We start from the raw sequence: 24452 nt of genomic DNA, 5'->3' as shown, positions 1-24452 counted from the left end.
CACATGATAAGATTAATAATCGAACACTAACGACAAACCGAGAATATGTTTAGTTTCCTCAGAAAAAAAGCCAAACCCAGCGAAAACAGCAGTGAGGAGCAACTCCTCACTGAACAGCAGTCAGCCGCACATGATGCGGAAAATACCGCAGATACTCAAGCCAGCAATGTTTCAGAGACCCCAGGATTTTTTGGACGCCTCAAACAGGGACTGAGTCGCAGCAGCACCAAATTGACCGAAGGCTTTGCCGATTTGGTACTAGGCAGAAAAACTATTGATGATGATTTGCTTGAAGAACTGGAAACCCAACTGCTCAGTGCAGATTTAGGGATAGAAGCTACACAGACCATCATTAACGACTTAACACAACGTGTTGCCCGTAAGCAGCTTAATGACCCGGAAGCCCTGTTTGCAGCAATGCACGCTGATATGGTGGACATCCTCAAACCAGTTTCCCGACCGCTGCAGATTCCATCATCTGCCAGTCCTTTTGTGATCCTGATGGTGGGTATTAACGGTGTGGGAAAAACGACAACCATTGGCAAACTGGCCAAACAGTTTCAGCTGCAAGGCAAAAAAGTGATGCTGGCGGCCGGTGATACATTTCGTGCTGCAGCTGTTGAACAACTTCAGGTCTGGGGAGAACGTAATCAGATCCCTGTGATTGCCCAACAAAATGGTGCTGATTCTGCCTCGGTTATCTTTGATGCCTTACAAGCGGCCAAAGCCCGGCAGATGGATATTCTGATTGCTGATACGGCGGGTCGTCTACATACCCAATCCAACCTGATGGAAGAGCTGAAAAAAGTAAAACGCGTTATGGCCAAACTGGATGGCAATGCGCCACATGAAGTCATGCTGGTGCTGGATGCCGGCACTGGACAAAATGCTTTGTCTCAGGCTGAACAATTTCATCAGGCGGTAGGATTAACCGGTATTACCCTGACGAAACTTGATGGTACGGCAAAAGGCGGTATTATTTTTGCCATCGCTAAAAAAATCGGCTTACCCATTCGTTATATTGGGGTTGGTGAAAAGATCGATGATTTAAGAACCTTTGAAGCAGAGGATTTTGTCGATGCATTACTGGGCCGTGAAACACAATAATGATCCGATTTGAACAGGTTTATAAACGTTATGAAGGCCAGCAGGAAGCCCTGTCGGGTCTTAGCTTTGAACTGCTCTCAGGAGAAATGGCTTTTTTGACCGGTCACTCAGGTGCCGGTAAAAGTACCTTATTAAAACTGATAGCACTGATCGAACGTTGCTCTCATGGTCAGGTGATCGTCAATAATCAAAATCTGAGCCGACTGCCGAAGTGGAAGATCCCCTATTACCGTCGAAAAATTGGCCTGGTGTTTCAGGATCACAATCTGTTACACGATCGTACGGTGTTTGATAATGTTGCTCTGCCATTGATTATTGCAGGTGAAAACCATCGTGAAATTGGTCGGCGGGTGCGAGCAGCTCTCGATAAAGTCGGCTTGCTGGGCAAAGAACGCAACTTACCTATTGCCTTGTCAGGTGGTGAACAGCAACGGGTAGGTATTGCCCGCGCGGTGGTTAATCGTCCGCCGGTTCTGCTGGCCGATGAACCAACAGGAAACCTGGATCCGGAATTATCCCGCGAAATCATGCATTTATTTGAACAGTTCAATCAGGTTGGCGTGACGGTATTTATTGCAAGTCATGACCAGGATTTAATCAGCCAGTTACCTTACCGCCACATTACCCTGCAACAGGGAAGGCTTGCAGAAAACCATTCATGAAACTACTGAATATTCATAATTACCTGCTGCGTCATGTTCAGGTCATGCTCTCCAGTCTGGGTGAGTTATGGCGTCAACCCGTCGCGACTTCAATGACCTTATTGGTGATCGGTATTGCCTTGTTATTACCTGCAGGTTTGTTTGTCATCCTGAAAAATGTCGAACAGGTCAGTGGAGAATGGCAGCATGCCAATCGTATTTCGCTGTTCCTGCAAGATGAAATAAGCGACAAACGTGGCGAGCAATTGGCTGAGCAACTCAAGACCTGGCCCGATATTGTTGATGTTTCATTTCAATCTGCGCAGCAGTCGTTAAATGAATTTCGGGAAATATCGGGACTGGAAAGCCTGTTGGATACATTACCTGAAAATCCGTTGCCTGCGGTGATCATCATCGAACCCGAAGAAGAGCAACAGCAGGAAGCAATTGAGGCATTATTAAAAAGACTCGATGCCTTACCGGAAGTCGATTTGGCACAACTCGATATGCAATGGCTACAACGATTGCGCAGCATCAACGAAACAGGCCAACGCGGCATTAGCATTCTGGCTATCTTGTTATCACTGAGTGTATTGCTGGTTATTGGTAATACTATCCGACTGGCCATTCTTAACCGTCAGACGGAAATACGCGTAATCAAACTGGTTGGCGGTACCAATACATTTGTCAGAAGACCTTTTTTATACACTGGTATGTGGTATGGCTTTCTGGGTGGTGTATTAGCCTGGATAGCGTTACTGATTAGTCTGCTGATTATCAGTGGACCGATTGATGAATTGGCGGCCTTGTATGACAGCCAGTTCACCTTAAAGTGGTTTGGCGGTCAAATGTTATTTTCATTACCAATCTGCGGGCTGTTACTGGGAGTCATGGGGGCATGGCTTGCCGTGAGTAGACATTTGAATGCAATTGAGCCAAGCTAATGGTAATAAAGAAACTTTTCATGCATTAACCATTCTAATGGATACATTTTAAAATGCTTTTTGCTAAAATAAAGCGATAGGTTTTCATAGGGAGAACGCACACATGACAACGCATGCAGCCCAATATCAACTTGCCACAGCACCAATTGGCAACCTGGATGCATACACCAATCTCGTGCATCAAATTCCCGTTTTAACGGCTGAAGAAGAGCACGATCTAGCGACACGCCTGCAACAAAATGGCGATCTGGAAGCGGCACAGCGACTGGTATTGTCGCATTTGCGTTTTGTGGTTCGTATTGCCAAAGGCTACAGTGGTTATGGTCTTCCGGTTGCCGACCTGATTCAGGAAGGTAATATTGGTCTGATGAAAGCGGTCAAACGCTTTGACCCGGAAAAAGGTGTCCGACTGGTTTCATTTGCTGTTCACTGGATCCGCGCAGAGATTCACGAGTATGTCATTCGCAACTGGCGGATCGTGAAAATTGCCACTACCAAAGCACAGCGAAAATTATTCTTTAATTTACGTAGTGCCAAACAACGTCTGGGTTGGCTGAATCAGGATGAAATTGAAGCCGTTGCTGATGATCTTGGTGTTACAGCCGCCAATGTCATCGATATGGAGCGCCGTCTGGCTCAACCGGATACATCATTTGATTTGCCGGTTGATAATGACGATGATGAGTCCAGCTATTCACCAGCCGCTTATTTAAAAGCGCCTGATAATAGTGACCCATCGAAACAACTGGAAAATGAAGATTATGCTGACTTTCAACAGCAGAAGCTGGTCAATGCATTAGCAACACTGGATGAACGTAGTCGCGATATTATCAGTAAACGCTGGTTGCATGATGACGATAAAGCCACCTTGCATACATTGGCCGATCAATATCAGGTCTCCGCTGAGCGGATTCGACAGATTGAAAATAATGCGATGAAAAAACTTCGCCAGCTAATGGATTAATAGCAACCATAAAAAAGCCCGCTGACCTTTCGGTAAGCGGGCTTTTTTTTACCCATGCTTACCGTTCAAGCAAAGGTGTTTTGTTAGGTTTACCGTCCCACTCTTCTGCATCATCCAAAGGATCTTTTTTCTCAGATAATACAGGCCAGACTTGTGATAATTCCGCATTAATCTGCAAGAATTCCATTTGTTCATCCGGTAAATCATCTTCAGAAAAAATCGCTTCTGCTGGACATTCGGGTTCGCAAAGTGTGCAATCTATACATTCGTCAGGATCAATAACCAAAAAGTTAGGACCTTCGTGAAAACAGTCTACTGGGCAGACATCAACACAATCAGTATATTTACATTTAATACAGTTTTCAGTGACAACAAAGGTCATGGTGAAATCTCCACAAATACAATTTTTTACAGGCCAGACCTGTCAGAATGTTCGATATTCTACATGATTTACCAACGTTCTGGGCAATGATGATAAATACGGTATGATCAACTTTGCTCTGAAGATTACCCGTCTGAAAACAGGATGACCCGATGATAAGAAAAATTCTAATCCTAGCCGTATTTATCAGTTTTTTTCTGATCAGTACTGCATTTGCTGTGTTCAATATGCAAACCGTTTCTCTTGATCTGTTTTTTGTACAATGGCAACTGCCATTGGCCGTTTTATTAATCGCCTTTTTATTATTGGGATTAATAATCGGCGCCACGATTATTGCTTTGAGCACGCTTCGAATCCGCTATGACAATCATCGCTTGGAAAATAAATTACAAAGTGCCGAGCAAGAACTGAACAGCCTGCGTATCTTGCCAGTACGAAATAGCCACTAGGCCCAATCATGATGCAATGGCTTTTTTTCCTGTTACCCGTCGCAGCACTGTCAGGTTGGTTTCTGGCCATGCGGCATTATAAAAAACAGCCACAAAGACATGCTAAAGCCTTTAATCCGGAATATTTCAAAGGCTTGAATTATCTTCTCAATGAACAGCCCGATAAAGCAATTGATGTCTTTATCGGACTTCTAGAAGTAAATAGTGAAACGGTCGAAACCCATTTGGCTCTGGCGAACCTTTTCCGTCGCCGTGGCGAAACCGAACGCGCCATTCGTATTCATCAGAACTTGATAGCCCGACCAAGTCTGCACGGCGAACAACGTCTGCAAGCCATGGTGGAACTGGGCCTGGATTATATGCATGCGGGTGTATTGGATCGTGCAGAACACCTGTTTCTTGAATTACTGCAGCAACCGCAGCCTCATCCGGAAGCAGCAAAGCAATTAATGCGCATATACCAACAGGAAAAAAAATGGGCGCAGGCAATTGAAATGGGCAAACAGATTGATGCCAGTAAAACTGCACAGGTGAAACCCTTAATTGCTCAGTTTTATTGTGAACTTGCCGAACAATATACCGACCACGATCGCCACGAAGCATTTAATATGCTCAAGCAAGCCTTGTATCATGATGAAAATTGCGTGAGAGCCAGCCTGCTGGAAGCCCGACTGTTTTTGAGTATAAAGCAGCCCAGAAAAGCGCTTAGTGCGTTGCAGACTATCGAACAGCAAAATCCTAAATTTTTGTCAGAAGCTTTACCTTTCTGGCATGAAGCATATCAGCAATTGGGAGATTTACCGGCATTACGCAACCAGTTAACCCAGCTTATCAGCCGTCATCCACATCTGACTTCTGCCCGTATTATGTTGACCCATATCGTGGCTGAACTGGAAAACAATAAAGCCGCCCAGCAAATGCTTTACGAACAATTACATCACCATCCCTCAGTAGAAGGTTTGCATACCTTGATTAAACTGGGTGAAAACAATCAAATTGCGCTTATCCCTTTGATTGAGCGCATTACCAGAACCATGGTAGAAAAAGGTGATCGTTACACCTGCAAAAACTGTGGTTTCTCAGGCAAAACCATGCACTGGCTGTGTCCTGGTTGTGCCAGCTGGGGCACGGTTCGCCCCACTGAAATTCATCTTACTGCTTTGGAAAAATTACTGGATCCACCTTCATGAATAAAATCCGAATTTATCATAACCCTCGCTGTAGTAAATCACGCGAAACCCTGCTTTTACTGGAAAATCAGCAGCAGGATATTGAGATTGTGGAATATCTTAAGACTCCCCCGACAGCGGAAGAATTATCCGATATCCTGCAGCAGCTTGATATGCAACCAAGACAGTTGTTACGTACTAAAGAAACGCTATACAAGGAATTACAGTTAGATAATAAAGATTTATCTGATCAAGAACTCATCAGAGCCATGTGTGACAACCCGAAACTGATTGAACGCCCCATCGTCATTAAAAACAATCAAGCCATTATTGGCAGACCACCTGAAGCGGTGCTGAATATTCTCTGAGACCCCACTATGAATGAGATTTTGATCCTTTATTACAGCCAGTCCGGGCAGGTCAAAGCTATGGCTGAACAAATTGCGCGTGGTGTGGAAAAACATACTCATTGCACGGCAAGAATTAGAACGGTGCCCAGGGTTTCCACCGTTTGTGAAAAAACCGAACAAGAGATTCCTGCCTCCGGTCACCTTTATGCCACATCGGCTGACTTGCAGGAATGTGCAGGGCTTATTCTGGGTAGCCCTACCCGTTTTGGCAATATGGCAGCTGCACTTAAATATTTTATCGATGGTACCAGTGATGATTGGTTATCCGGCACCCTGAATGGCAAGCCTGCTGCGGTATTTACCTCCACTGGAAGTCTGCATGGAGGTCAGGAAACCACCTTGTTATCCATGATGCTGCCGTTATTACATCACGGTATGGTGATTGCCGGCTTACCTTATACAGAAGCCGCTTTGATGACCACGCAAACTGGCGGCACACCCTATGGTGCCAGCCATTTTGCCGGAGCAGAAAATAAACGGACTATGAGTCAGGAAGAAATTGATCTGTGTCAGGCGCTAGGGTTGCGGGTTGCTGAGCTTGCCGTTAGGCTTGCCAGATGAAGTTTGTGCACTCACTCAGAATTATTTCGTTAATCAGTTTTTTTGGACTGATGATCAGCTTACTGCTTTGGATTTTAATCGCAGAACACAGTGAAAACTTTCCTGTCGCGGCGTGGCTGATCATAGGCGTGGTGCCATTATTATTTCCAATGAGAGGTGTTCTGTATGGAAAAACCTATACTCATGCCTGGGCCAGTTTTTTGATGTTGTTTTACATTGCTCATGGAATCGGCGAGTTATATAGCAGAGATGCTATTATCTGGTATCCATTACTGGAAGTGATATTCAGCAGCAGTTTTTTTGTAGCAGCGAATTTATATGTTCGTGCCTCTGCAAAATTGCGAAAAAAATCACAGACTTAATATATTGATAATGTTCCAATATCCGTGACTATTTATTGGAGTTACCTATGAGTACCATTCCTGCCATTCAATCAGCGTATCAAGGCATTCAAAATGGCATGCAAAGCTTGAACAAAAATGCTTTCGCTGTGGCAAGTGAATCAACTAAAGGTGGTGACTTCGTCACGCCTATGGTCGAGATAAATAGCGACAAGCTACAGGTACAGGCTTCAGCAAAAGCTCTGCAAATCAGCTCTGATACACTTGGCTCCCTGCTTGATATCAAAGTCTGAAAAAATTTTCATTCTTCTTAACTCGTAAATACTGGCAACAAAAAGGTATTTGACGCTACACTATAGTCGTTACTGACTACGAAGCCCTATTTTGAGTTTATCCCCATACGTCGCACTTGACGAAAACATTATCCGTGCAGCACTGAATCCCGAAATTATCTCTCAACTTGACAGCCTTCAGGTTTTTTCTGAAGTGACTTCAACCAACGATATTCTCTGGAAAAAAGCCCAAACGGGTATCTCGGGCACAGCAGTATGTCTTGCAGAAATGCAGACCGCTGGCCGTGGTCGTCGTGGTGGTCAGTGGGTTTCACCCGCCAGTGGCAATATTTATCTTTCTTTAATGCGGTCATTAAACATTGAAGATGTCCGTAATGGCCTGAGCATTGCCATCGGCATCGCCTTGATAAATACCCTTCGGACAGAGGGAATAGAAGGTTTGCAATTAAAATGGCCCAATGATGTTTTATATAAGCGACGTAAACTTGCAGGAATTCTTGTAGAATCACGTTACGGAAGCCAAAACTACGTTACCATCGGTATCGGCTTGAACCTTTCACTACCGGATAATTTACATACTGCCATCCCTCAGCCCGTTATCAGCCTTGAGCAACTTTGTAATCCGCTCCCATGTCGCAATCGGCTGGCAGCCAAAATAATTCAAAATATGATTGAAACCCTAGAACTCTTTTCTCATCGTGGTCTTAGTGACTTTCTGCCATTATGGCCACAATATGATGCCCTGCATAATCAGGCTATCAATATCATCAGCGAAAACGGACAATTTACCGCTCTCGCCTGTGGTATCAACGAACAAGGTGAATTACGGTACATGCGTGACCAGCAAGTAGCATACTTATCTAACAGCCATCTCAGTATCAGGTTTGCCTCATGATCTTATTAGTCGATATTGGAAACAGTCAGATTAAATGGACCACGATAAAGTCCAAGGTGTTGGCGGACTCACAACATTTCAGCAGGCCAAAGACCGGTATCAAAGCAGCTTTGAATAAAGCGTGGAAATCACTTGAAGATATCGAGGCTGTTTTTGTCAGTAACGTTGCCGGCGACAAGATTGCCGCACAACTGACCGAATGGATCGACAAACAATGGAAACTGACACCGGTATTTGTGCAAAGTGAGAAAAGAAGGTTTGGTGTGACCAATGCTTACGAACAACCTGAAACACTGGGTGTGGATCGCTGGTTAGCCATTGTCGCCGGTCGCCAGCATGCACGACAGGTTACCTGCATCATTGATTGTGGCACAGCTATCACCGTGGATATCGTGACTGAAAAAGGACAGCATCAGGGCGGTTTGATTGTCCCCGGATTGTCACTGATGAAAAAAATGTTGACCGATAACACCGATGCGCTCAGCAATGTGACACAAGAAAATGAATTTAACTTATTGGCAACCAACACTCATAGCGCTATTCAGGCGGGTACGTTGTACATGGTTACGGCTACCCTGGAAAATCTCATCAATGATCTGCAACAGAATTTCACAGATGAGGTTCGATTTTTAATTACCGGAGGTGATGCTGAGGAATTAATTCCACTCATGCCCCAGCCACTAATCCACGAACCTGATTTAGTGCTGAAAGGTTTGGCGCAATACGCCAGACAAAACAATCAACGCAATAAAAATAAACCGATGAAACAGATTGAGTCCAACTCGGATGAAACCCCGATAGAAGACTCAACAGCATTGCCAGAAAACGCGAACTGAGATAAGCTTTCGCACCCTTAAGGAGAACTGGCCGAGTGGTTGAAGGCGCACGCCTGGAAAGTGTGTATAGGTTAATAGCCTATCGAGGGTTCGAATCCCTCGTTCTCCGCCAAATTAATTTCTTACACTACGGCTTGTTGATCTCCATTGGTCATTCTCCACCCATCGCTTTATCGGATTTTTAAAAGTAATGGTTGATCTTGCGCATGGATATTAAGCATTTTCAGAATACAGAAACCAGCTTCATCTTATTGAACCCAGTTTTTGCTTCCCCTTGGCCGAACTGTCTGAATGAACAGACAATAATAAATTTCTTTATTTTTATTACCGCTATGCATGGCACTCAAATCAAAAAAAGCATAGAATAGCCAACTCTATGGTGGCCCAGCCGGTCTCCTCGCGACGATATGTTGGTTACCACGTCAGGCCCGGAAGGGAGCAGCGCAGCCATCGGACTCGGGCGCCGAGATTGGGCTGGTTTGGGTCACCACCCTTATACCACATTGGGTATCTGACAAGCTGCATGAGTTATCTGGTACTGGCCCGCAAGTGGCGCCCCAAAAAATTTGCCGAAGTTGTCGGCCAGCAGCACGTATTACGTGCGCTGATCAATGGTCTTGACCAAGACCGCTTACATCATGCTTTTCTGTTTGCCGGCACCCGCGGGGTGGGTAAAACCACATTGGCTAGAATATTTGCCAAATCTCTCAATTGTGAACAAGGCATCAGCTCTACTCCCTGTGGCGAGTGTAATAGCTGTGTTGAAGTCGACAACGGTCGTTTTGTTGATTTGATTGAAGTTGATGCCGCGTCACGTACCAAGGTCGATGATACCCGTGAGCTGCTGGATAATGTTCAATATGCGCCCAGTCGCGGACGCTACAAAGTTTATTTGATCGACGAAGTCCATATGCTGTCCACCAGCAGTTTTAATGCGTTACTAAAAACACTGGAAGAACCCCCTCCTCACGTCAAATTCCTCTTTGCTACAACGGATCCGCAGAAGTTACCAGTCACGATTTTATCTCGTTGCCTGCAATTTAATCTGCGTCGATTAGATATTAAACAAATTTCCGATCATCTGGCGTTTATTCTGCAGCAAGAAAATATAGATTTTGAAGCCGAGGCTTTAAATCAGATTGCCTTTGCTGCTGATGGCAGTATGCGGGATGCTCTGAGCCTGCTGGATCAGGCAATAGCCTTTTCCGGCGGCAAAGTGACAACGGAAATTGTCAGTCAGATGCTGGGCAGTGTTTCCCAACAGCAATTAGTCCAATTGCTTGAAGCGTTAGCTGCTAAAGATGCCAAATCACTCTTGATATATATTGATGAATTGGCCTCTTTAGGCCGTGACTTTGTGGTGGTACTGGATGGTTTGATGACCAGTCTGCAACGCATTGCTACAATTCAATTAATTGCCGACACAGAATCACTAGATCAACAGGATGATGCGGCATTACAGAATTTAGCCAATGTTTTCTCCGCTGAAACAGTACAACTGCTTTACCAGATTGCCTTGCATGGCAAGCGCGATATGCCTTATGCAGCTGACCCACGTAGCGGTTTTGAAATGACCTTGTTGCGGATGTTGAGTTTTCAACCTCAGGCAGTAACTTTTAACGCGGGGCAGCCCCCCGTAAAAAAGTCGCAAGCCAATAGTGAATCAGCGCCTGTTTCGGCAGCGGTAAGTTCATCCGTTGAACCAGCTGCAACGTATTCTCCTCCATCAGGTTCAACGGTTACCCATTCTACAAAAGCTGAGCCTGAGTCCGCAGAACCACCGCCAAGTGCACCAGCAAAACTTGAGGTAAAGGAACCACCGCCGGTCGAGCCTGAATCGCATTCGATAGTGGTCACTAATACTTCAACCGAAGTTCAGCCCAAAGAAACTGCACATTCTAACTCTGACGATGCATCACAGCTGCTCAATTTGACCACAGCAAACTGGACCGCGTTGATTGCACAATTAAAACTGTCCGCATTTGCCAGGCAATTGGCGGATCACTGTGCCTATCTCCGCTCGGATAAAAATAAAATTTATCTTTCCGTCGCATCTGAATTACAGCATCTAGCAAATGATAAATCGGTTGCAAAACTGCAAGCAGCTGTCAGTAAACAGCTACAGTTTGAAGTCACATTAGTGTTCACCGAAACAACTGATACGGAAAATGTCCCGACATTAGCTGCTGAGCGTGCACAACAGGCCGCAGAACTTCAACAAAACGCAGTTGATGCCATTCACAATGATCCTGTGGTTGAACAGATCAAAAATGCATTTAATGCCCGTATAATCGATACAACAATTAAACCCTTATAACTTTAAAGAGGATCTCCTATGAAAGGTGGATTAGGTAATCTGATGAAACAGGCCCAGGAAATGCAGGCCAATATGCAAAAGGCTCAGGAAGAACTGGCCAACGTCGAAGTCACTGGCCAGGCTGGTGGCGGCATGGTGAAAATCATCATGACCGGCAAACACGATGTTAAACGTGTGAGCATTGAAGACAGCCTGTTTCAGGATGATAAAGAGATGCTGGAAGATTTGATTGCAGCAGCTCTTAATGATGCAGTAAAACAAGTCGAGAAAACCACCCAGGAACGCATGGCCGGCATGATGCCTCCAGGCATGAAATTACCTTTCTAATTCAAATATGGCTACTCTCGGTCCCAGCATTGATCAATTGATCCAGGCTTTACGCTGTTTACCCGGCGTGGGGCCAAAATCAGCTCAGCGAATGACGTTTCATTTACTGGAACGCGATCGCAGCGGTGGAGAACATCTTGCAGAAATGCTGAGCAAAGCGCTGACTAATGTAAAACATTGTCAGCGCTGTCGTATTTTAAGTGAAGAAGATATTTGCAGTCGCTGTAACGACAGTTCACGTCGTGAAGATCAACTGTGTATTGTGGAAATGCCCAGTGATGTGATTGCTATTGAACAGGCAACGCATTATCAAGGACAGTATTTCGTGCTGACCGGTCATTTATCACCATTAGATGGTATAGGGCCTGAAGCATTAGGCATCCCCGATCTCATTGAGCGCTTTGATCAGAAAATCGTTACTGAAGTCATTCTGGCAACCAATCCAACGGTTGAAGGCCAGGCTACAGCGCATTATATTAGTGAAATAGCGCGTTCAAGAGACATACATGTAACACGGTTGGCACATGGTATACCATTGGGGGGTGAACTTGAGTATGTTGACAGTGGTACACTGTCTCATGCATTTGCTGGGCGAGAAAAATATTAACCGAACCAAACAATATTAGAGCGGATTTACATGACGGAAATCTATACGGCATACGACTCATTAAAAAACTTTAACGGTCTCATTCACCGCCAGCCGTTGTTTATTTCCAAAAAACTTGATGTCGACAGTTATCACCTGACATTTCTTGATACCGAAGGAAATCCTCTGGGTGAAGACGCGCCCGTACCTGATTTTCTATCGCAGCTTTCAGCCATATTAAAGGCGATAAATCATAATCAAAAAACCTTATTAACCATTCCCGGATCATGGCAAAAAGCACTTTTTGAGTATGAAATGCCTGGAATTGATCTGATCATTGAAGCCAATGATCGTTCAATAACGAAACCGGCCAGTTCACATGTCAGTTATGCGGAAAATGCCAAGAGTAATGTCGGTAATGGTCAGACCCTGTTAATTGATCTGGAAGAGTTCTCTGAAAATGAGATATCTGAAAATCTGCCAAAATGGCGCCAGCAACATCCCGTGTTGTGTGCTTTAAACGTCAATGCCTTCTCACAGTTCAGTCTCTGTCAGTTACATGATATCGATTTACTTCAGGGATTTTTCTACACTCTGCCCGATAACAGTATTGATAAGAAAATCGCTCCTGCTGCACAAACGCTGATGGAGCTTCTGGTCAAGTTGCAGGATCCTGAAGTAGAGGTTGATGAACTGGCGGAAATTATTAATCAGGATGTGGCATTAAGTTATAAATTGCTGCGTCTGATTAACTCAGCTTTTTTTGGCCTTCCCCGTGAAGTTGGCAGTACCCGTCAGGCGATCGTGATGCTGGGTCAGAACAAAATTAAAACATGGGCAAGTCTGTTATGCCTCTCCGGACTCGATGATAAACCCAATGAACTTCGTACCACCGCGATGATTAGAGGGCGGATGTGTGAATTACTGGCGAAACATTATAAAGGCCATGCCGATGTATTTTTCGCCGCGGGTTTGTTTTCCACACTCGATGCGTTAATGGATAAACCGCTTGAAGTACTGTTGCAGGACCTGCCATTAAGCGAAGAACTGCACTCAGCGCTTTTACACAAAGAAGGCCCGGCAGGTAATGCTCTGAATCAGGTACTGAATTATGAGCGCGGTAATTGGTCTGCAATTGATTATTCAGTGGCGAGTTCTGATGCCTTATTATCTGCGTATCTGGATGCACTTTACTGGGCTAAAGAGTTAAATCTCCAGCTAAATGATTAATGGCTATAAGCTGGTTAGCAACTCCTGAGGATAGCCCTTTTCCACCAGTCGATCAGGCGACATCCCATGGTTTGCTAGCGGCCGGTGGAGATTTATCCATCACCCGCCTTCTCAATGCCTATCGTCATGGCATTTTCCCCTGGTTTAACGCATATGATCCGATTTTATGGTGGAGCCCTGATCCGCGAATGGTATTTAATACCGATAAAATGCATATCAGCAAAAGCTTAAAAAAAGTATTACGACAAAAACCATTCGATATTACATTTGATCAGGATTTTAAAGGGGTTATGCATGCCTGTGCTGCGCCCAGACTATTAAAGTTGCCTGTTGAGCAACATGAAACCTGGATCCATAATGAAATGATTTCGGCTTATATGGAACTGCACCATACCGGATATGCTCACAGTGTGGAATGCTGGCAGCAGGGAGAGCTCGTTGGAGGAGTTTACGGTGTCGCAATTGGGAAGATGTTTTTTGGTGAATCCATGTTCAGCTTTAAAACCAATGCCTCAAAAATTGCTTTAGTAGCTCTGGCTCAGCAGCTAAAACAATGGGGTTATCCTTTGATTGATTGTCAGGTATATTCCGAACACCTATCTCGTCTTGGCGCAGTCACTCTGCCAAGAGAAATTTTTGTGCAACAAGTACAAATGCTTTGCGCACTGCCCGGCCAGACTGGCTATTGGCAAACCACAACACTTCCTTTTTCCTATGAGCCTTGATTTTTACCAGGATCGTCCGCATGCCTGCTCATATCTTGAAGACCGGCAGGCGCGAAATATTTATCCCGACCCAATGCGGCCGCTGACAAATGCCTTATACAGCCAATTGATTCAGCACGGATTCCGCCGCAGTGGAGAACATGTTTATCGTCCATTTTGTCAATCATGCAATGCCTGTGTTCCGGTCAGAATATCGGTTAACCATTTCCGTCCTAGCCGCAGCCAACGACGCTGCCTGAAAAAAAATGATGACGTCAGTCTAAGCATCCGGCCCGCAGTGTTTGATGATGAACACTATGATCTTTATCAACGCTACCTGGCGCATCGCCATGCTGGCGGGGGAATGGATAATCCAAGCAAAGACACCTATCTTCAGTTCCTCACCAGCAGTTGGAGTGATACGGCATTTATAGAATTCAGGACACCGGAAAAACTGCTGGCTGTAGCGATTACCGATTTTGTAAACGACGCTGCTTCAGCGTTCTATACGTTTTTTGACCCTGATTATTCGGACAGAAGTTTAGGTACCCTTGCTATTCTCAAACAGATTGAATTAGCGCAACAACAGAATTTATCCTGGTTGTATTTAGGCTACTGGATTGGTGATAGTCCTAAAATGCGATACAAGAGCCATTTCTCTGCATTACAGCAATTTGATGGCCAATGGCGCGAGTTTGATAAAAAAGCTTTGAATAATCAGTAATATTACGGCAAAATGGATCTTTTAATAGTTAGGTAAAATCAGACCTGTATGGCAAAAGAAGATCATATTGAATTCGAAGGCACTGTCATTGACACCATGCCCAATACCACTTTCCGTGTTGAACTGGAAAATGGACATGTTGTTACAGCACATATTTCGGGAAAAATGCGTAAAAACTACATCCGCATTCTGACCGGAGATAAAGTGACTGTGCAGCTGACCCCGTACGATTTAAGCAAAGGCCGCATTGTTTATCGCGCCCGCTAACCGCTAAAAGTAACAACTGCTGTCACTAATAGTTGTTGTTAAACTCCGTTTTTAATGCTGTCGCCAGGCAGCTGCAATTGCCAAACCTAACATCCCCACAAAGGTCAGCAACGTCCAGGCAGGTATACTGAGGGTCAGAAATGTCCAGGATACTTCCGCACATTCTCCTGAACCGCTCAGCACCATGGACAACGCATCGGTCAATGGAAAGTTTTCCATAATAAAACCCATTCCGGGGCCGCAACTGGGTACCTGATCGGCAGGCAAACTCTGCAACCAGACATGTCGTGCTGAAACGGCCGCACCGAGTAATGCCGTTAAACCAATCAGACCCGCATAAATTTTAGTACCTGTTTTGGCAGGATTATGTATCGCTGCTATCAGAAAAAATATCCCGGTAACCATTACCAATACACGTTGCAAAATGCACAGCGGACAAGGCTCCAATTCCATTACATGCTGCATATAGAGAGCAGCCACAAATAAGCTGAAACAAAATAAAAATCCGCCAAACAATAGCTTGCGTGTGGTGATCAAAACGGTTTCCTCCATTGGATTAATTTGTGCTAAGTTAACCTAAAAACCGCATCAGATAAAGGGTTAAGTCATGTCAGAAAATAACTTCGAAGAAAAGTTCACAGCAGCCTATGACAAAATGATGGAACGTATTCAGCATTTTTTTGAGGAATCTGAAACCAATGCTGTTCCTACCCTGAAACAACGCATTGAACTGGCAAAATTACGCGCTATAGAGTTACGGGAAGTCACCGCAGAAGAAGCCGACAAAATTGCCTATTATGTTGAGCGCGATTTACATGATGCTGCGGAATATCTGGAAACAACAGGCAAGGAATTTTCCACCTGGTTTAATTTTGATTTGCAGCTCGTTGAAGCGCGACTATATGAATTATTTGCCTCTGTCGCAGACCGCACCCGCCTTGAGCTCGGCCAGCTGGCCAGTCAGGCGCAAATGGCACAGCAATATCACACTGGAGAAATTACCGGTATAGGCACTTTATTCTGTGATTCATGCGGTACACAAATGCACTTCAAGAAAACAGGTCGAATCCCTCCTTGTCCGAAGTGTCACCACACGGAATTCAGGCGCTATTCAAAATAAGCTTTAAATAAAATCTTTCGGCCAATAGAAAGCACCTTCTGCAACCAATTCGCAACAGACATCAGATAATGCTGGGTATTTGCGTAATTGCTGCCAGTCCTTTTGGTCGAGTTGAGATTTGGTGGTTAGCCATGACAGCGTTTCCGCTGCAGCCAACTCAACAAAATAAGCTTCACCAGCAACAAATAAATATGCCGTAGCAGCATCATTATGCCAGGCAAAGCGCAAATACCCATTGCGTTGCAAATACTCGCCGTTGTTAAACCGTCCATCCAGTTCCACCAGCGTCGGTTTATCGGTGATAAATTCGTCGGCCAGCTCCTGTAAGGTCGATTTGGTTTCCGTGACCAGGCGCCCTGCCGCTAAAGCCATAAAGCCAGAGTTTTCATTGATGGTTTTCAGCAATAAATCCTGAAACCGCTTTACTGCACTGTCATCAATTTCCGTTGAGGAAGACACTGTGCTTATATCGGCATCAGCATAAAGTTGTTCTGCAATATCCTGCTCTTGCAGTGTATGACTGAAGGCATCGAGCAACTGTAACTGTGATGGGGCCCTAAAACCTACTGAAAACGTCAGGCATGGATTTAATGCCACTCCATGATGAGCATAGTGCGGTGGTAAATAGAGCATATCTCCAGGATGCAAATCCCATTGCTGATCCGCTGAAAACTGCTGCAATATACGTAAATCGGCATCATCTCTGAAAACTGCATTGGCTAACGGTTTATCACTGATCTGCCAATGTCTGGTTCCCTGCGCCTGCAGTAAAAATACATCGTAGCTATCGGTATGCGGTCCAACTGAACCGCCCTCCGGTGCGTAACTAATCATTACATCATCCCGACGCCAGTCGGCAATAAAATCAAAGGCTATTAACAGCTTCTGTAACGGTGGATAATGTTTATCCATATCCTGGACCAGTAACGTCCAGTGAGTTTCCGGTAAAGCGGCAAAATCATCTTCATCAAAAGGACCATGTTGCAGCTGCCAGGGCCTCTCACCAAACTCTTGAATCAAGCGTGATTCGATTTCTATTTCACCTGCAAACGCCGCTAAATCCTCTTGCGTCAGATCACTGACGGGCAGCGGAAATGCCTGACGAATCACTAACGGTTTCTTTTGCCAGTATTCATCGAGAAACTGCTGCTGAGTCAAACCGGTATTAAAAAACGCTGTCATAAGCTTGCTGCATGAAACTGTAACTGGGGGTAAAGCCTTGGGCCTTCATTGTGAATAACAACGCGACTAATGGCGGCGTAAGGCACTTGAATGCGAAACATTGCCTCAAGCGGCATCGCTAACACCTCGGCGAGAATAACGCGAATAACCCCTGCATGAGCAATCAGCAAAATATGATTATCGGTATGCGATTGCACCAGGGTTTGCCAGGCTTTTTGAATACGCCGCTGAAACGCTAATAATGGTTCGGCATTGGCTGGTGTGTTATTTATCGGGTCATCATAAAAGGCATAAAACTCTTTTTTGTTCTGTTGCTCCAATTCATTGGCCGTTTTACCTTCCCAGTCACCAAAGCCGATTTCTATAAATCCCGCATCACATTGCAATGAAATTGCATGTTTATCAGAAAGTTCTTTGGCAAAATCAGCGCAACGAATTAATGTGGAACTGACTATTTTTTGCCAGGGCTGTTTATTTTCAGTTGCACAGCGCATCTGCTTCCACCCTAACTCACTTAAAGGATCATCCAGTTGCCCACGATAGCGCATTCCGCCCTGGGGTTCTCCATGACGCATCAAATCGATCACTAAAGCCATTGTTAACCAATAATTTCAACTTTGAGAATGACGTTATCCACCGCTGTGACCTGGACTCGAGTTCCCGTAGGACAATCGGGCCCGTGCACTTTCCAGGTTGAATCGTCGAGAATGACTTTCCCCTGTCCATTCACAATAGGGTTAGTCAAGGTGATAATACGGCCAACATGTTGTTCGCCGCGCCGGTTTAATAAAGGTTCATCCGTGGCGATGGGATGTTTAGTGTAATAGCGGCGCCACAACACAATACTGAGGACCGACAATATCGCAAACATCAACCATTGAAACTGCCAGTTAATCTCAGGAAACAGCAGCAACACCAGACCGGTGAGAAAGGCCGCGATTCCCAGCCACAAAGCAAAAAAACTGGGCAGAATAATTTCCAGTGTAATCAACACTACCGCTAATACCCACCAGTGCCAGAAGTCGATAATGAAAGGCATATCAGTTCTCTTTACGTACGAAGGCTTCTTTAGCCAGTTCGGTAATACCTGCCAGTGAACCGATAACACTTCCAGCTTCCAGCGGCATCATAATGATTTTGTGATTATCGGCACTGGCCATGTCTTTAAGCGCTTCAATATATTTTTGGGCAACGAAATAGTTTACTGCCTGCACATCACCCTGAGCAATCGCTTCAGAAACCATGGTAGTAGCTTTGGCTTCTGCCTCTGCCAGGCGCTCACGTGCTTCCGCATCTCGAAAAGCCGCTTCACGACGACCTTCAGCATCCAGTACTGCAGCCTGTTTCTCACCCTCTGCCCGCAAAATTTCAGATTGACGATGTCCTTCAGCTTCGAGAATATTGGCACGCTTAATCCGCTCCGCTTTCATCTGACGGCCCATGGCCTCAATCAGATCAGCAGGTGGTTCGATATCCTTAATTTCAATCCGGGTAACTTTTATGCCCCATGGGGTTGTTGCATCATCGACAACTGTTAGCAGGCGTGTATTGATTTCATCACGTTTGGATAGCAACTCATCCAAATCCATTGACCCCATCACTGTCCGCACATTGGTCATGGTTAAATTCAGAATGGCATTATCCAGACCACTGACTTCATAGGCTGCTTTTGCAGCATGGATCACCTGATAAAACACCACACCATCAACGCGTACCATCGCATTATCCTTGGTGATAATACCCTGAGAAGGAACATCCAAAACCTGTTCCATCATGTTGATGCGTGCGCCAACCTTATCAATCACCGGTACAATCAGATTCAAACCTGGACGCAAAGTTTTGGTATAGCGGCCAAACCGTTCGACCGTATATTCCCAGCCCTGGTCTACTGACTTGACGCCCATTAAAACAAGGACAATGGCCAGTACCAGCACCACGATAACAAATAGCGAAAAACCTTCCATTACTCTGCTCCATTGCGACTTTTAATGTTCACTGGATGATACCAGCAAAGAGAATTATTAGGGCCGATTGATTGTTCATAGCCACACCCCAAAGAGCTGGGACTAGATTTGCCATCAGCAGTGGTGGCTATGAACAATCAATAAGCCCTTAGATCTTGGACATTTTGGGGTCAGCGTTAGACAATAGACAACATGATCATTCGGAACCGTTTTATATGAAATCTTTGAGTCTAATTCGTAGCCTGCTTTTTGTCGCTTTAATGAGTTTTGGAGCCTTAGCACATGCTCAACAGTGGTATCACGTTGAACTGATCGTTTTTGAAGTACTCAATCCATCCGATAACGAACAGTCGCCGGTGTTTACCTTGCAAGACCCTGCCCCTCTGAAAGTGGGAATGGCCAACAAAGTCATTCAGCCAGCCGGTAATAAAAACCTGACAGATATTTCACAACGGCTGCGTAATTCAGCCGGTTATCGGGTCATCAGCCATCAAACCTGGCAACAGGCTGTTGGCAGTCGCAGTCGGGCACAAGCTGTGGCGATAGACTCTGATCGGGTTCAAGGACAAGTACGTTTTCATATCGCTACCTATTTACACGCGAGCCTGGATCTATGGTTACAGGATGGTGTGCGCTCAGTGGAAAGTGATTCATATCATACTTTGCATCAACCACGTTTAGTGGAATTGCGCCGTATCCGTAGCAAGCAGGTGCATTATTTCGATCACCCGCGGTTTGGCGCTATTCTGCAACTGATACCGGTAGCAACACCGGATCAAGTGCTCAGCAATATGACCGAGCCAGAAACCTATTCCCTGCCGTCTGAAGGTGAAGCTACAACAGCGGAATAACACCTTTCAATAATCGCCTTACCTGCCCCATCGACTCTTCCATGGTATCCAGTATGGCTTCTATCGTCAGTGGGTGTGAACTTAAACCAGCGGCCTGATTAGCCACAACAGCAATGCTGGCATAGGCAATATTTAATTCCCGTGCCAGCGCTGCTTCTGGCATGGCGGTCATGCCCACCATGTCAGCACCATCATTTTTTAATCTCTGGATCTCTGCCGCTGTTTCCAGTCTCGGTCCCTGTGTTACCGCATAAGTTCCGCCATCGATAACTGTCATTTCTTCACTATTAGCCGCAAGCAGTATTTGCTGACGCAGTGTTTCATCAAATGGGTAGGTAAAATCAATATGCTTATCGGCTGAAAAATCCTCACTGGCAAAACTGGAATCCCGCCCCCAACTGTAATCAATCAACTGGTCTGGTAATGCGATTGTTCCCGGCATATAGGGCTCCGTAATACCACCCACCGAAGCAACAGCAAGTATTTGTTCTACCCCTAACTGATGAAACGCCCAGATATTCGCCCGATAATTAATTAGATGTGGTGGAATCGTATGATGTTCGCCATGTCTGGGCAGAAAAGCCACCGTTTTGTTGGCATAACGACCAATCATTAATGGTGCGGAAGGCTCTCCAAAAGGCGTTTCCCGCTGCATTTGCTGTTCCAGGACCAATCCCTCCAGCTGGCTTAACCCACTGCCTCCAATTAATCCAATCATGATGCATTCTCCTTGACGGCAAAGATGCCAGGCGCATTACGTAAATAGCCTTTGTAATCCATACCGAAACCGAAAACATAGCGATCAGGAATTTGTAAGCCAATATATTCCGGTTGAACGCCATATTTATTGCTGTGTTGTTTATCTGCCAATACCACTGCTTTTACAGAAGTCGCGCCAGCCTGCTGACAAAAGTTACGCAAGGCAGCTAAGGTAATGCCCTCATCGTAAATATCATCCACTAACAACACATGCCTGTTATTGAGATCAATATTAGGCTTGGCCCGCCAATTCAGTTCGCCGCCCACTGTTTTATCACCGTAACGTGTCGCATGAATATAGTCTGTTTCAAGCGTAAACTGCAGTTTCGGTAATAAATGCCCCATGGTCATCACCGCACCGTTCATTACGCAAAGCAGCACAGGATTTTTGTCGAGATAATCCCTGTTCAACTGCATGGCCAGTTGTTCAAGACTTTCATCAATCACCTGCAGAGTAAATAAACACTCTGCATCGGGCATTATCTGCTTCATTTACTTCACCTATCGCTATTAACATCAGGCAGTATAATAGGCTGTTTTGATTACAGGAAAGCCAAAATGGCACGTTTTTGGCCGATTCTGCTGTTTATTGCGATATTTATTTTCGTCTGGCTGCAGCCTGAAAAACCGCAGTTGGAAACTAATGGGTCGGAAATATCCTCTCCTCAGCGGGTCATCAGTCTTGCTCCCAGCATTACTGAAACGCTGTTTGCACTGGATGCGGGTGATAAAGTCGTAGCGGTAACCGACTACTGTCAATACCCCAATCAAGTGAAAAAACTGCCCAAAGTTGGTGGTTATCTGGATCCCAATCTGGAGCAGATTGTTCGCTTGAAGGCCGATATAGTTATCCTGCTGGAACGTCAACAAAGCTTAAATAGGCAACTGCAGCAACTGGGGATACAAACGCTAAGTATCGATAACTCAAGTCTGAACGGCATTCGAAACAGCATTATCGATATTGGCTCCGCAGTTAATAAAGTGTCATCGGCCAGACACCTGGTCAGCGAGTTTGATAATCGGCTAGAAGCAATTAAACAGAAAGTCCGAGATCAGCCTGAACCAACTGTTTTGCTGGCAATAGCCCATAGTTCACATACAGATTTTCTGGATAAGGTATATATCGCCGGACAACAGGATTTTTATAATGATTTATTGTCTTTTGTTGGTGCAAAAAATGTCTTTCACGGACCAAATATAAAAGTGCCGGCGGTTTCCACAGAGGGCCTGTTACGGCTTAACCCTCAAATTATTGTCGATATTTTTCCTGGCGAAGAAGTGTATTCACCCGATCTCACCAAGCTAAGGCAGCAATGGCAGCGGCTGGATAAAATGGATGCTATCAGCAATAAACAGTTACATATTATTCAAGCTGATTATGCGGTAATACCCGGCCCCCGAATCATCCAACTGGCAGAGGATCTCGCTCGGATATTTCATCCACAACTGGATTGGGATTCATCTCAAAATGATTAGCTGCAGCAATATTTCGGTAAAAATCGGCGATAAAACACTGATTGAAGACATCAATTGCGATATTGCCCGTGGCGATTACCTGTGTATTGTGGGACCTAACGGCTCTGGAAAAAGCACGTTTTTGAAAACCTTATTAGCGCTTCTGCCTGCATCCGGGGGAAAAATATCCGTTGATGGAGAAACGCTCTCACATTACAGCCATAAAAAACTCGCCCAACTCATCAGTTATGTGCCTCAAACCGGGGGTAGCCACCTGAGCTTCAATGTTGAAGAATTTGTTCGGATGGCAAGATACAGTTATCACCATGTCTTTTCAGAGTGGCAATCGCAGGATCAGGAAGCCGTAGAAAATGCGCTCACTATTACCGACAGCCACCCTTTTCGCTTGCGTAGAATGTCGACTCTGAGTGGTGGAGAGTGCCAACGGGTAATGATTGCCGCCGCCCTGGCGCAGGATACGCCGGTTTTGATGTTGGATGAACCAACTGCCTTTCTGGATCCCCATCACCAGGTTGCTGTACATCAATTGATCCGCAAACTGAATCAGCAACTGCAGAAGACGATTATCGAAGTGACTCACGATATCAATCATGCCGCGCAGCACAGCAAACATGTATTGGCCTTACTGGAAGGTAAATGTCTGTGGCATGGTCCTGCTGAACAGTTTTTAGATGCCGAGCGCTTACACCAGCTTTACCAGCAAGCGTTTGTGTTTGCCAAACATCCACATCATGAGCGTTTGATTGCTGTGGCAGATGAATCATGAGCATAAAACGTAAACTCATCGCATTAAGTCTGTTTACCGTTCTGGTGGTAATTATCAGTCCGTGGGTAGATTTTGCAGCGGCTGGTTCGACAGAAATCCAGCAAATGATTATCCATGAGTTGCGGATCCCAAGGGTGTTATTTGCATTTACCGCAGGCTGTGGACTGGCATTATGCGGCATGGTATTTCAGGCAATGTTTCGTAATCCGCTGGCCACACCATTTACCCTCGGCGTTGCCAGCGGCGCCTCATTAGGCGCAGCGATCAGTGTCTATGCGGGCATCAGTTTTACGATATTTGGATTAAGTGCCACCAGCCTCAGCGCCTTTGCCGGTGCCTTGATAGCCATCAGTTTTGTTTACAGTATCAGTCGGTTTCGTTTTGGCTTTTCCGGCGAAACCTTATTGTTAACCGGTGTGGCTATCAGTTTCTTCTTTTCCAGTCTGATTCTGTTTATTCAATATCTCAGCAATGTTGCTGATTCATTTCAAATTATCCGCTGGTTGATGGGGAGTTTAACCGTCGTCGGTTATCAGGAATTAAAGCAGCTATTACCTTTCGTTACACTGACGGCAGTAGTAATTATTTATCTGAGCCGCGAACTGAACCTGTTAATGGCCGGTGATGAAATAGCCACAAGTCGAGGCGTTTCAGTGAAATACGTACGCTACGCATTATTTTTTGTTACTTCGTTGTGCGTGGGGGCTATTGTTGCCTTATGCGGTCCTATTGGTTTTGTCGGAATGATGGTGCCACATATCTGCCGATTGATTATCGGTGAAGATCATCGCTATCTGATACCGGCGACATTGCTTTTTGGCGGTAGCTTTCTGGTGATTTGCGATACGCTTGCCAGATTGGTTATTGCCCCTGCAGAGTTGCCTGTCGGGGTCATTACGACGTTATTAGGCGGACCGTTTTTCCTGTGGCTGTTGATGCGATATAAATCACAGCATTAAACAGCCCCTAGGGCTTGTTTATCTTTCATATCCACCACTGCTGGCGACTATTTTTGTGTCCGACAAGACGGAAAGCACGCAGTGTAGCCACGCTACATAAGTGATTGACAACGCAGGCGGTCGCAAAAATAGTCGCCAGCCCTTTGGGTTGTGACTGAAAAAGCGCCACTCTGCGTTGCTCGTCGCTTATTTAGAACAATAAAAGGCGCTCCTCGTGCCTTGATTGAC

32 protein-coding genes, 1 tRNA gene and 1 other RNA gene are annotated in these 24452 nt (G+C 45.3%); 26 read left to right on the top strand and 8 right to left on the bottom strand.

What is annotated here, in order from left to right; all coding sequences use genetic code 11:
* Nucleotides 1-45 precede the first annotated feature (45 nt).
* From ftsY to rpoH, 4 genes are all read left to right on the top strand, one after another.
* Complete coding sequence (ftsY, locus tag B3S93_RS10700; RefSeq protein ID WP_292402007.1) at nt 46-1107, top strand: signal recognition particle-docking protein FtsY; 1062 nt, start codon at nt 46-48, stop codon at nt 1105-1107.
* Entirely contained in the window at nt 1107-1769 is a 663-nt protein-coding gene (ftsE, locus tag B3S93_RS10695; protein ID WP_292354751.1) for a cell division ATP-binding protein FtsE, read from the top strand. The genes ftsY and ftsE overlap by 1 nt, the downstream gene beginning before the upstream one ends.
* Nucleotides 1766-2692 carry a permease-like cell division protein FtsX gene (gene ftsX, locus B3S93_RS10690; RefSeq protein WP_292402003.1) on the top strand — a complete coding sequence of 309 codons (927 nt, stop codon included), beginning with the start codon at nt 1766-1768 and terminating at the stop codon, nt 2690-2692. The genes ftsE and ftsX overlap by 4 nt, the downstream gene beginning before the upstream one ends.
* A gap of 103 nt (nt 2693-2795) precedes the next feature.
* Complete coding sequence (gene rpoH, locus B3S93_RS10685) at nt 2796-3656, top strand: RNA polymerase sigma factor RpoH (RefSeq protein WP_292354747.1); 861 nt, start codon at nt 2796-2798, stop codon at nt 3654-3656.
* Nucleotides 3657-3714: 58 nt separating this feature from the next.
* Here the strand turns inward: rpoH and fdxA are convergent, their stop codons facing one another.
* The gene (gene fdxA / locus B3S93_RS10680) at nt 3715-4038 is read right to left on the bottom strand and encodes a ferredoxin FdxA (protein WP_069296830.1); all 324 of its coding nucleotides are present in this window, start codon (nt 4036-4038) and stop codon (nt 3715-3717) included.
* Between the two features lie 152 nt (nt 4039-4190).
* Here fdxA and B3S93_RS10675 point away from each other — a divergent pair, with 152 nt between their 5' ends.
* The 17 genes from B3S93_RS10675 (at nt 4191) to infA (ending at nt 15147) form a co-directional block, all read left to right on the top strand.
* Nucleotides 4191-4487 carry a LapA family protein gene (locus B3S93_RS10675; RefSeq protein ID WP_292354743.1) on the top strand — a complete coding sequence of 99 codons (297 nt, stop codon included), beginning with the start codon at nt 4191-4193 and terminating at the stop codon, nt 4485-4487.
* 8 nt (nt 4488-4495) lie between these two features.
* On the top strand, nt 4496-5677 hold the full coding sequence (lapB, locus tag B3S93_RS10670; RefSeq protein WP_292402000.1) for a lipopolysaccharide assembly protein LapB: 1182 nt from the start codon (nt 4496-4498) through the stop codon (nt 5675-5677).
* Complete coding sequence (gene arsC, locus B3S93_RS10665; RefSeq protein ID WP_292354738.1) at nt 5674-6024, top strand: arsenate reductase (glutaredoxin); 351 nt, start codon at nt 5674-5676, stop codon at nt 6022-6024. The genes lapB and arsC overlap by 4 nt, the downstream gene beginning before the upstream one ends.
* A 9-nt stretch (nt 6025-6033) precedes the next feature.
* Nucleotides 6034-6627 (top strand): NAD(P)H:quinone oxidoreductase, encoded by a 594-nt coding sequence (gene wrbA, locus B3S93_RS10660; RefSeq protein WP_292401997.1) that lies wholly within the window; start codon nt 6034-6036, stop codon nt 6625-6627.
* Complete coding sequence (locus tag B3S93_RS10655; RefSeq protein ID WP_292401993.1) at nt 6624-6989, top strand: DUF2069 domain-containing protein; 366 nt, start codon at nt 6624-6626, stop codon at nt 6987-6989. Before wrbA ends, B3S93_RS10655 begins: the two co-directional genes overlap by 4 nt.
* Nucleotides 6990-7036: 47 nt before the next feature.
* On the top strand, nt 7037-7261 hold the full coding sequence (locus B3S93_RS10650; RefSeq protein WP_292401990.1) for a hypothetical protein: 225 nt from the start codon (nt 7037-7039) through the stop codon (nt 7259-7261).
* A gap of 91 nt (nt 7262-7352) precedes the next feature.
* On the top strand, nt 7353-8156 hold the full coding sequence (locus B3S93_RS10645; RefSeq protein WP_292354731.1) for a biotin--[acetyl-CoA-carboxylase] ligase: 804 nt from the start codon (nt 7353-7355) through the stop codon (nt 8154-8156).
* Nucleotides 8153-8992 (top strand): type III pantothenate kinase, encoded by an 840-nt coding sequence (locus B3S93_RS10640; RefSeq protein ID WP_292401988.1) that lies wholly within the window; start codon nt 8153-8155, stop codon nt 8990-8992. The genes B3S93_RS10645 and B3S93_RS10640 overlap by 4 nt, the downstream gene beginning before the upstream one ends.
* Nucleotides 8993-9013: 21 nt before the next feature.
* Nucleotides 9014-9104, top strand: a tRNA-Ser gene (locus B3S93_RS10635).
* Nucleotides 9105-9378: 274 nt separating this feature from the next.
* Nucleotides 9379-9475: signal recognition particle sRNA small type (ffs, locus tag B3S93_RS10630), an RNA gene on the top strand.
* A gap of 40 nt (nt 9476-9515) precedes the next feature.
* Nucleotides 9516-11309: a DNA polymerase III subunit gamma/tau gene (dnaX, locus tag B3S93_RS10625; protein ID WP_292401985.1), complete on the top strand. Its 1794-nt coding sequence runs from the start codon at nt 9516-9518 to the stop codon at nt 11307-11309.
* Nucleotides 11310-11327: 18 nt separating this feature from the next.
* Entirely contained in the window at nt 11328-11636 is a 309-nt protein-coding gene (locus tag B3S93_RS10620; protein WP_292401981.1) for a YbaB/EbfC family nucleoid-associated protein, read from the top strand.
* A gap of 7 nt (nt 11637-11643) precedes the next feature.
* A complete protein-coding gene (recR, locus tag B3S93_RS10615) occupies nt 11644-12243 on the top strand; it encodes a recombination mediator RecR (RefSeq protein WP_292354724.1) in 600 nt (199 codons plus the stop codon).
* Nucleotides 12244-12273: 30 nt separating this feature from the next.
* A complete protein-coding gene (locus B3S93_RS10610) occupies nt 12274-13452 on the top strand; it encodes an EAL and HDOD domain-containing protein (protein WP_292401978.1) in 1179 nt (392 codons plus the stop codon).
* Nucleotides 13452-14177 (top strand): leucyl/phenylalanyl-tRNA--protein transferase, encoded by a 726-nt coding sequence (aat, locus tag B3S93_RS10605; RefSeq protein ID WP_292401975.1) that lies wholly within the window; start codon nt 13452-13454, stop codon nt 14175-14177. Before B3S93_RS10610 ends, aat begins: the two co-directional genes overlap by 1 nt.
* Complete coding sequence (locus B3S93_RS10600) at nt 14167-14880, top strand: arginyltransferase (RefSeq protein ID WP_292401972.1); 714 nt, start codon at nt 14167-14169, stop codon at nt 14878-14880. The genes aat and B3S93_RS10600 overlap by 11 nt, the downstream gene beginning before the upstream one ends.
* Before the next feature lie 48 nt (nt 14881-14928).
* Nucleotides 14929-15147, top strand: a complete 219-nt coding sequence (infA, locus tag B3S93_RS10595; RefSeq protein WP_009726411.1) for a translation initiation factor IF-1 — start codon at nt 14929-14931, stop codon at nt 15145-15147.
* Nucleotides 15148-15198: 51 nt separating this feature from the next.
* Here the strand turns inward: infA and B3S93_RS10590 are convergent, their stop codons facing one another.
* Complete coding sequence (locus B3S93_RS10590; protein ID WP_292401970.1) at nt 15199-15699, bottom strand: disulfide bond formation protein B; 501 nt, start codon at nt 15697-15699, stop codon at nt 15199-15201.
* 55 nt (nt 15700-15754) lie between these two features.
* On the opposite strand from B3S93_RS10590, the gene B3S93_RS10585 reads away from it, so the two are divergent.
* Nucleotides 15755-16267, top strand: coding sequence for a zinc ribbon-containing protein (locus tag B3S93_RS10585; RefSeq protein WP_292354708.1), 513 nt, complete (start codon nt 15755-15757; stop codon nt 16265-16267).
* Between the two features lie 3 nt (nt 16268-16270).
* Here the strand turns inward: B3S93_RS10585 and B3S93_RS10580 are convergent, their stop codons facing one another.
* From B3S93_RS10580 to B3S93_RS10565, 4 genes are read right to left on the bottom strand one after another with little or no spacing between them, the layout of a single operon-like run.
* Complete coding sequence (locus B3S93_RS10580; RefSeq protein ID WP_292401967.1) at nt 16271-17449, bottom strand: cupin domain-containing protein; 1179 nt, start codon at nt 17447-17449, stop codon at nt 16271-16273.
* Nucleotides 17446-18045, bottom strand: a complete 600-nt coding sequence (locus tag B3S93_RS10575; RefSeq protein WP_292401965.1) for a histidine phosphatase family protein — start codon at nt 18043-18045, stop codon at nt 17446-17448. Before B3S93_RS10575 ends, B3S93_RS10580 begins: the two co-directional genes overlap by 4 nt.
* 2 nt (nt 18046-18047) lie before the next feature.
* On the bottom strand, nt 18048-18488 hold the full coding sequence (locus B3S93_RS10570) for an NfeD family protein (protein WP_292354703.1): 441 nt from the start codon (nt 18486-18488) through the stop codon (nt 18048-18050).
* Nucleotide 18489: 1 nt separating this feature from the next.
* Nucleotides 18490-19413 (bottom strand): SPFH domain-containing protein, encoded by a 924-nt coding sequence (locus B3S93_RS10565; protein WP_104934543.1) that lies wholly within the window; start codon nt 19411-19413, stop codon nt 18490-18492.
* 215 nt (nt 19414-19628) lie between these two features.
* Here B3S93_RS10565 and B3S93_RS10560 point away from each other — a divergent pair, with 215 nt between their 5' ends.
* Entirely contained in the window at nt 19629-20264 is a 636-nt protein-coding gene (locus B3S93_RS10560; protein WP_292401963.1) for a CsiV family protein, read from the top strand.
* Here the strand turns inward: B3S93_RS10560 and B3S93_RS10555 are convergent.
* Together B3S93_RS10555 and B3S93_RS10550 are read right to left on the bottom strand one after the other, a co-directional pair.
* On the bottom strand, nt 20248-20982 hold the full coding sequence (locus B3S93_RS10555; RefSeq protein WP_292354698.1) for an S-methyl-5'-thioinosine phosphorylase: 735 nt from the start codon (nt 20980-20982) through the stop codon (nt 20248-20250). The two genes, B3S93_RS10560 and B3S93_RS10555, sit on opposite strands and share 17 nt — an antisense overlap.
* Nucleotides 20979-21515 (bottom strand): hypoxanthine-guanine phosphoribosyltransferase, encoded by a 537-nt coding sequence (locus B3S93_RS10550; protein ID WP_292401960.1) that lies wholly within the window; start codon nt 21513-21515, stop codon nt 20979-20981. The genes B3S93_RS10555 and B3S93_RS10550 overlap by 4 nt, the downstream gene beginning before the upstream one ends.
* Before the next feature lie 66 nt (nt 21516-21581).
* Here B3S93_RS10550 and B3S93_RS10545 point away from each other — a divergent pair, with 66 nt between their 5' ends.
* Genes B3S93_RS10545 through B3S93_RS10535 form a run of 3 tightly spaced genes read left to right on the top strand, consistent with a single transcriptional unit; the run spans nt 21582 to nt 24224 of the window.
* Entirely contained in the window at nt 21582-22499 is a 918-nt protein-coding gene (locus B3S93_RS10545) for an ABC transporter substrate-binding protein (RefSeq protein WP_292748775.1), read from the top strand.
* A complete protein-coding gene (locus tag B3S93_RS10540; RefSeq protein ID WP_292748772.1) occupies nt 22492-23265 on the top strand; it encodes an ABC transporter ATP-binding protein in 774 nt (257 codons plus the stop codon). Before B3S93_RS10545 ends, B3S93_RS10540 begins: the two co-directional genes overlap by 8 nt.
* Complete coding sequence (locus tag B3S93_RS10535) at nt 23262-24224, top strand: FecCD family ABC transporter permease (protein WP_292354690.1); 963 nt, start codon at nt 23262-23264, stop codon at nt 24222-24224. The genes B3S93_RS10540 and B3S93_RS10535 overlap by 4 nt, the downstream gene beginning before the upstream one ends.
* The last annotated feature ends 228 nt before the right edge of the window (nt 24225-24452 follow it).

Origin of the sequence: Methylophaga sp. UBA3613, from assembly GCF_002375415.1 — a bacterium.
In the GTDB taxonomy this organism is placed as follows: domain Bacteria; phylum Pseudomonadota; class Gammaproteobacteria; order Nitrosococcales; family Methylophagaceae; genus Methylophaga.
The sequence above is the reverse complement of the archived record's forward strand: the minus strand, read 5'-3'. Positions and strand labels throughout refer to the sequence as shown.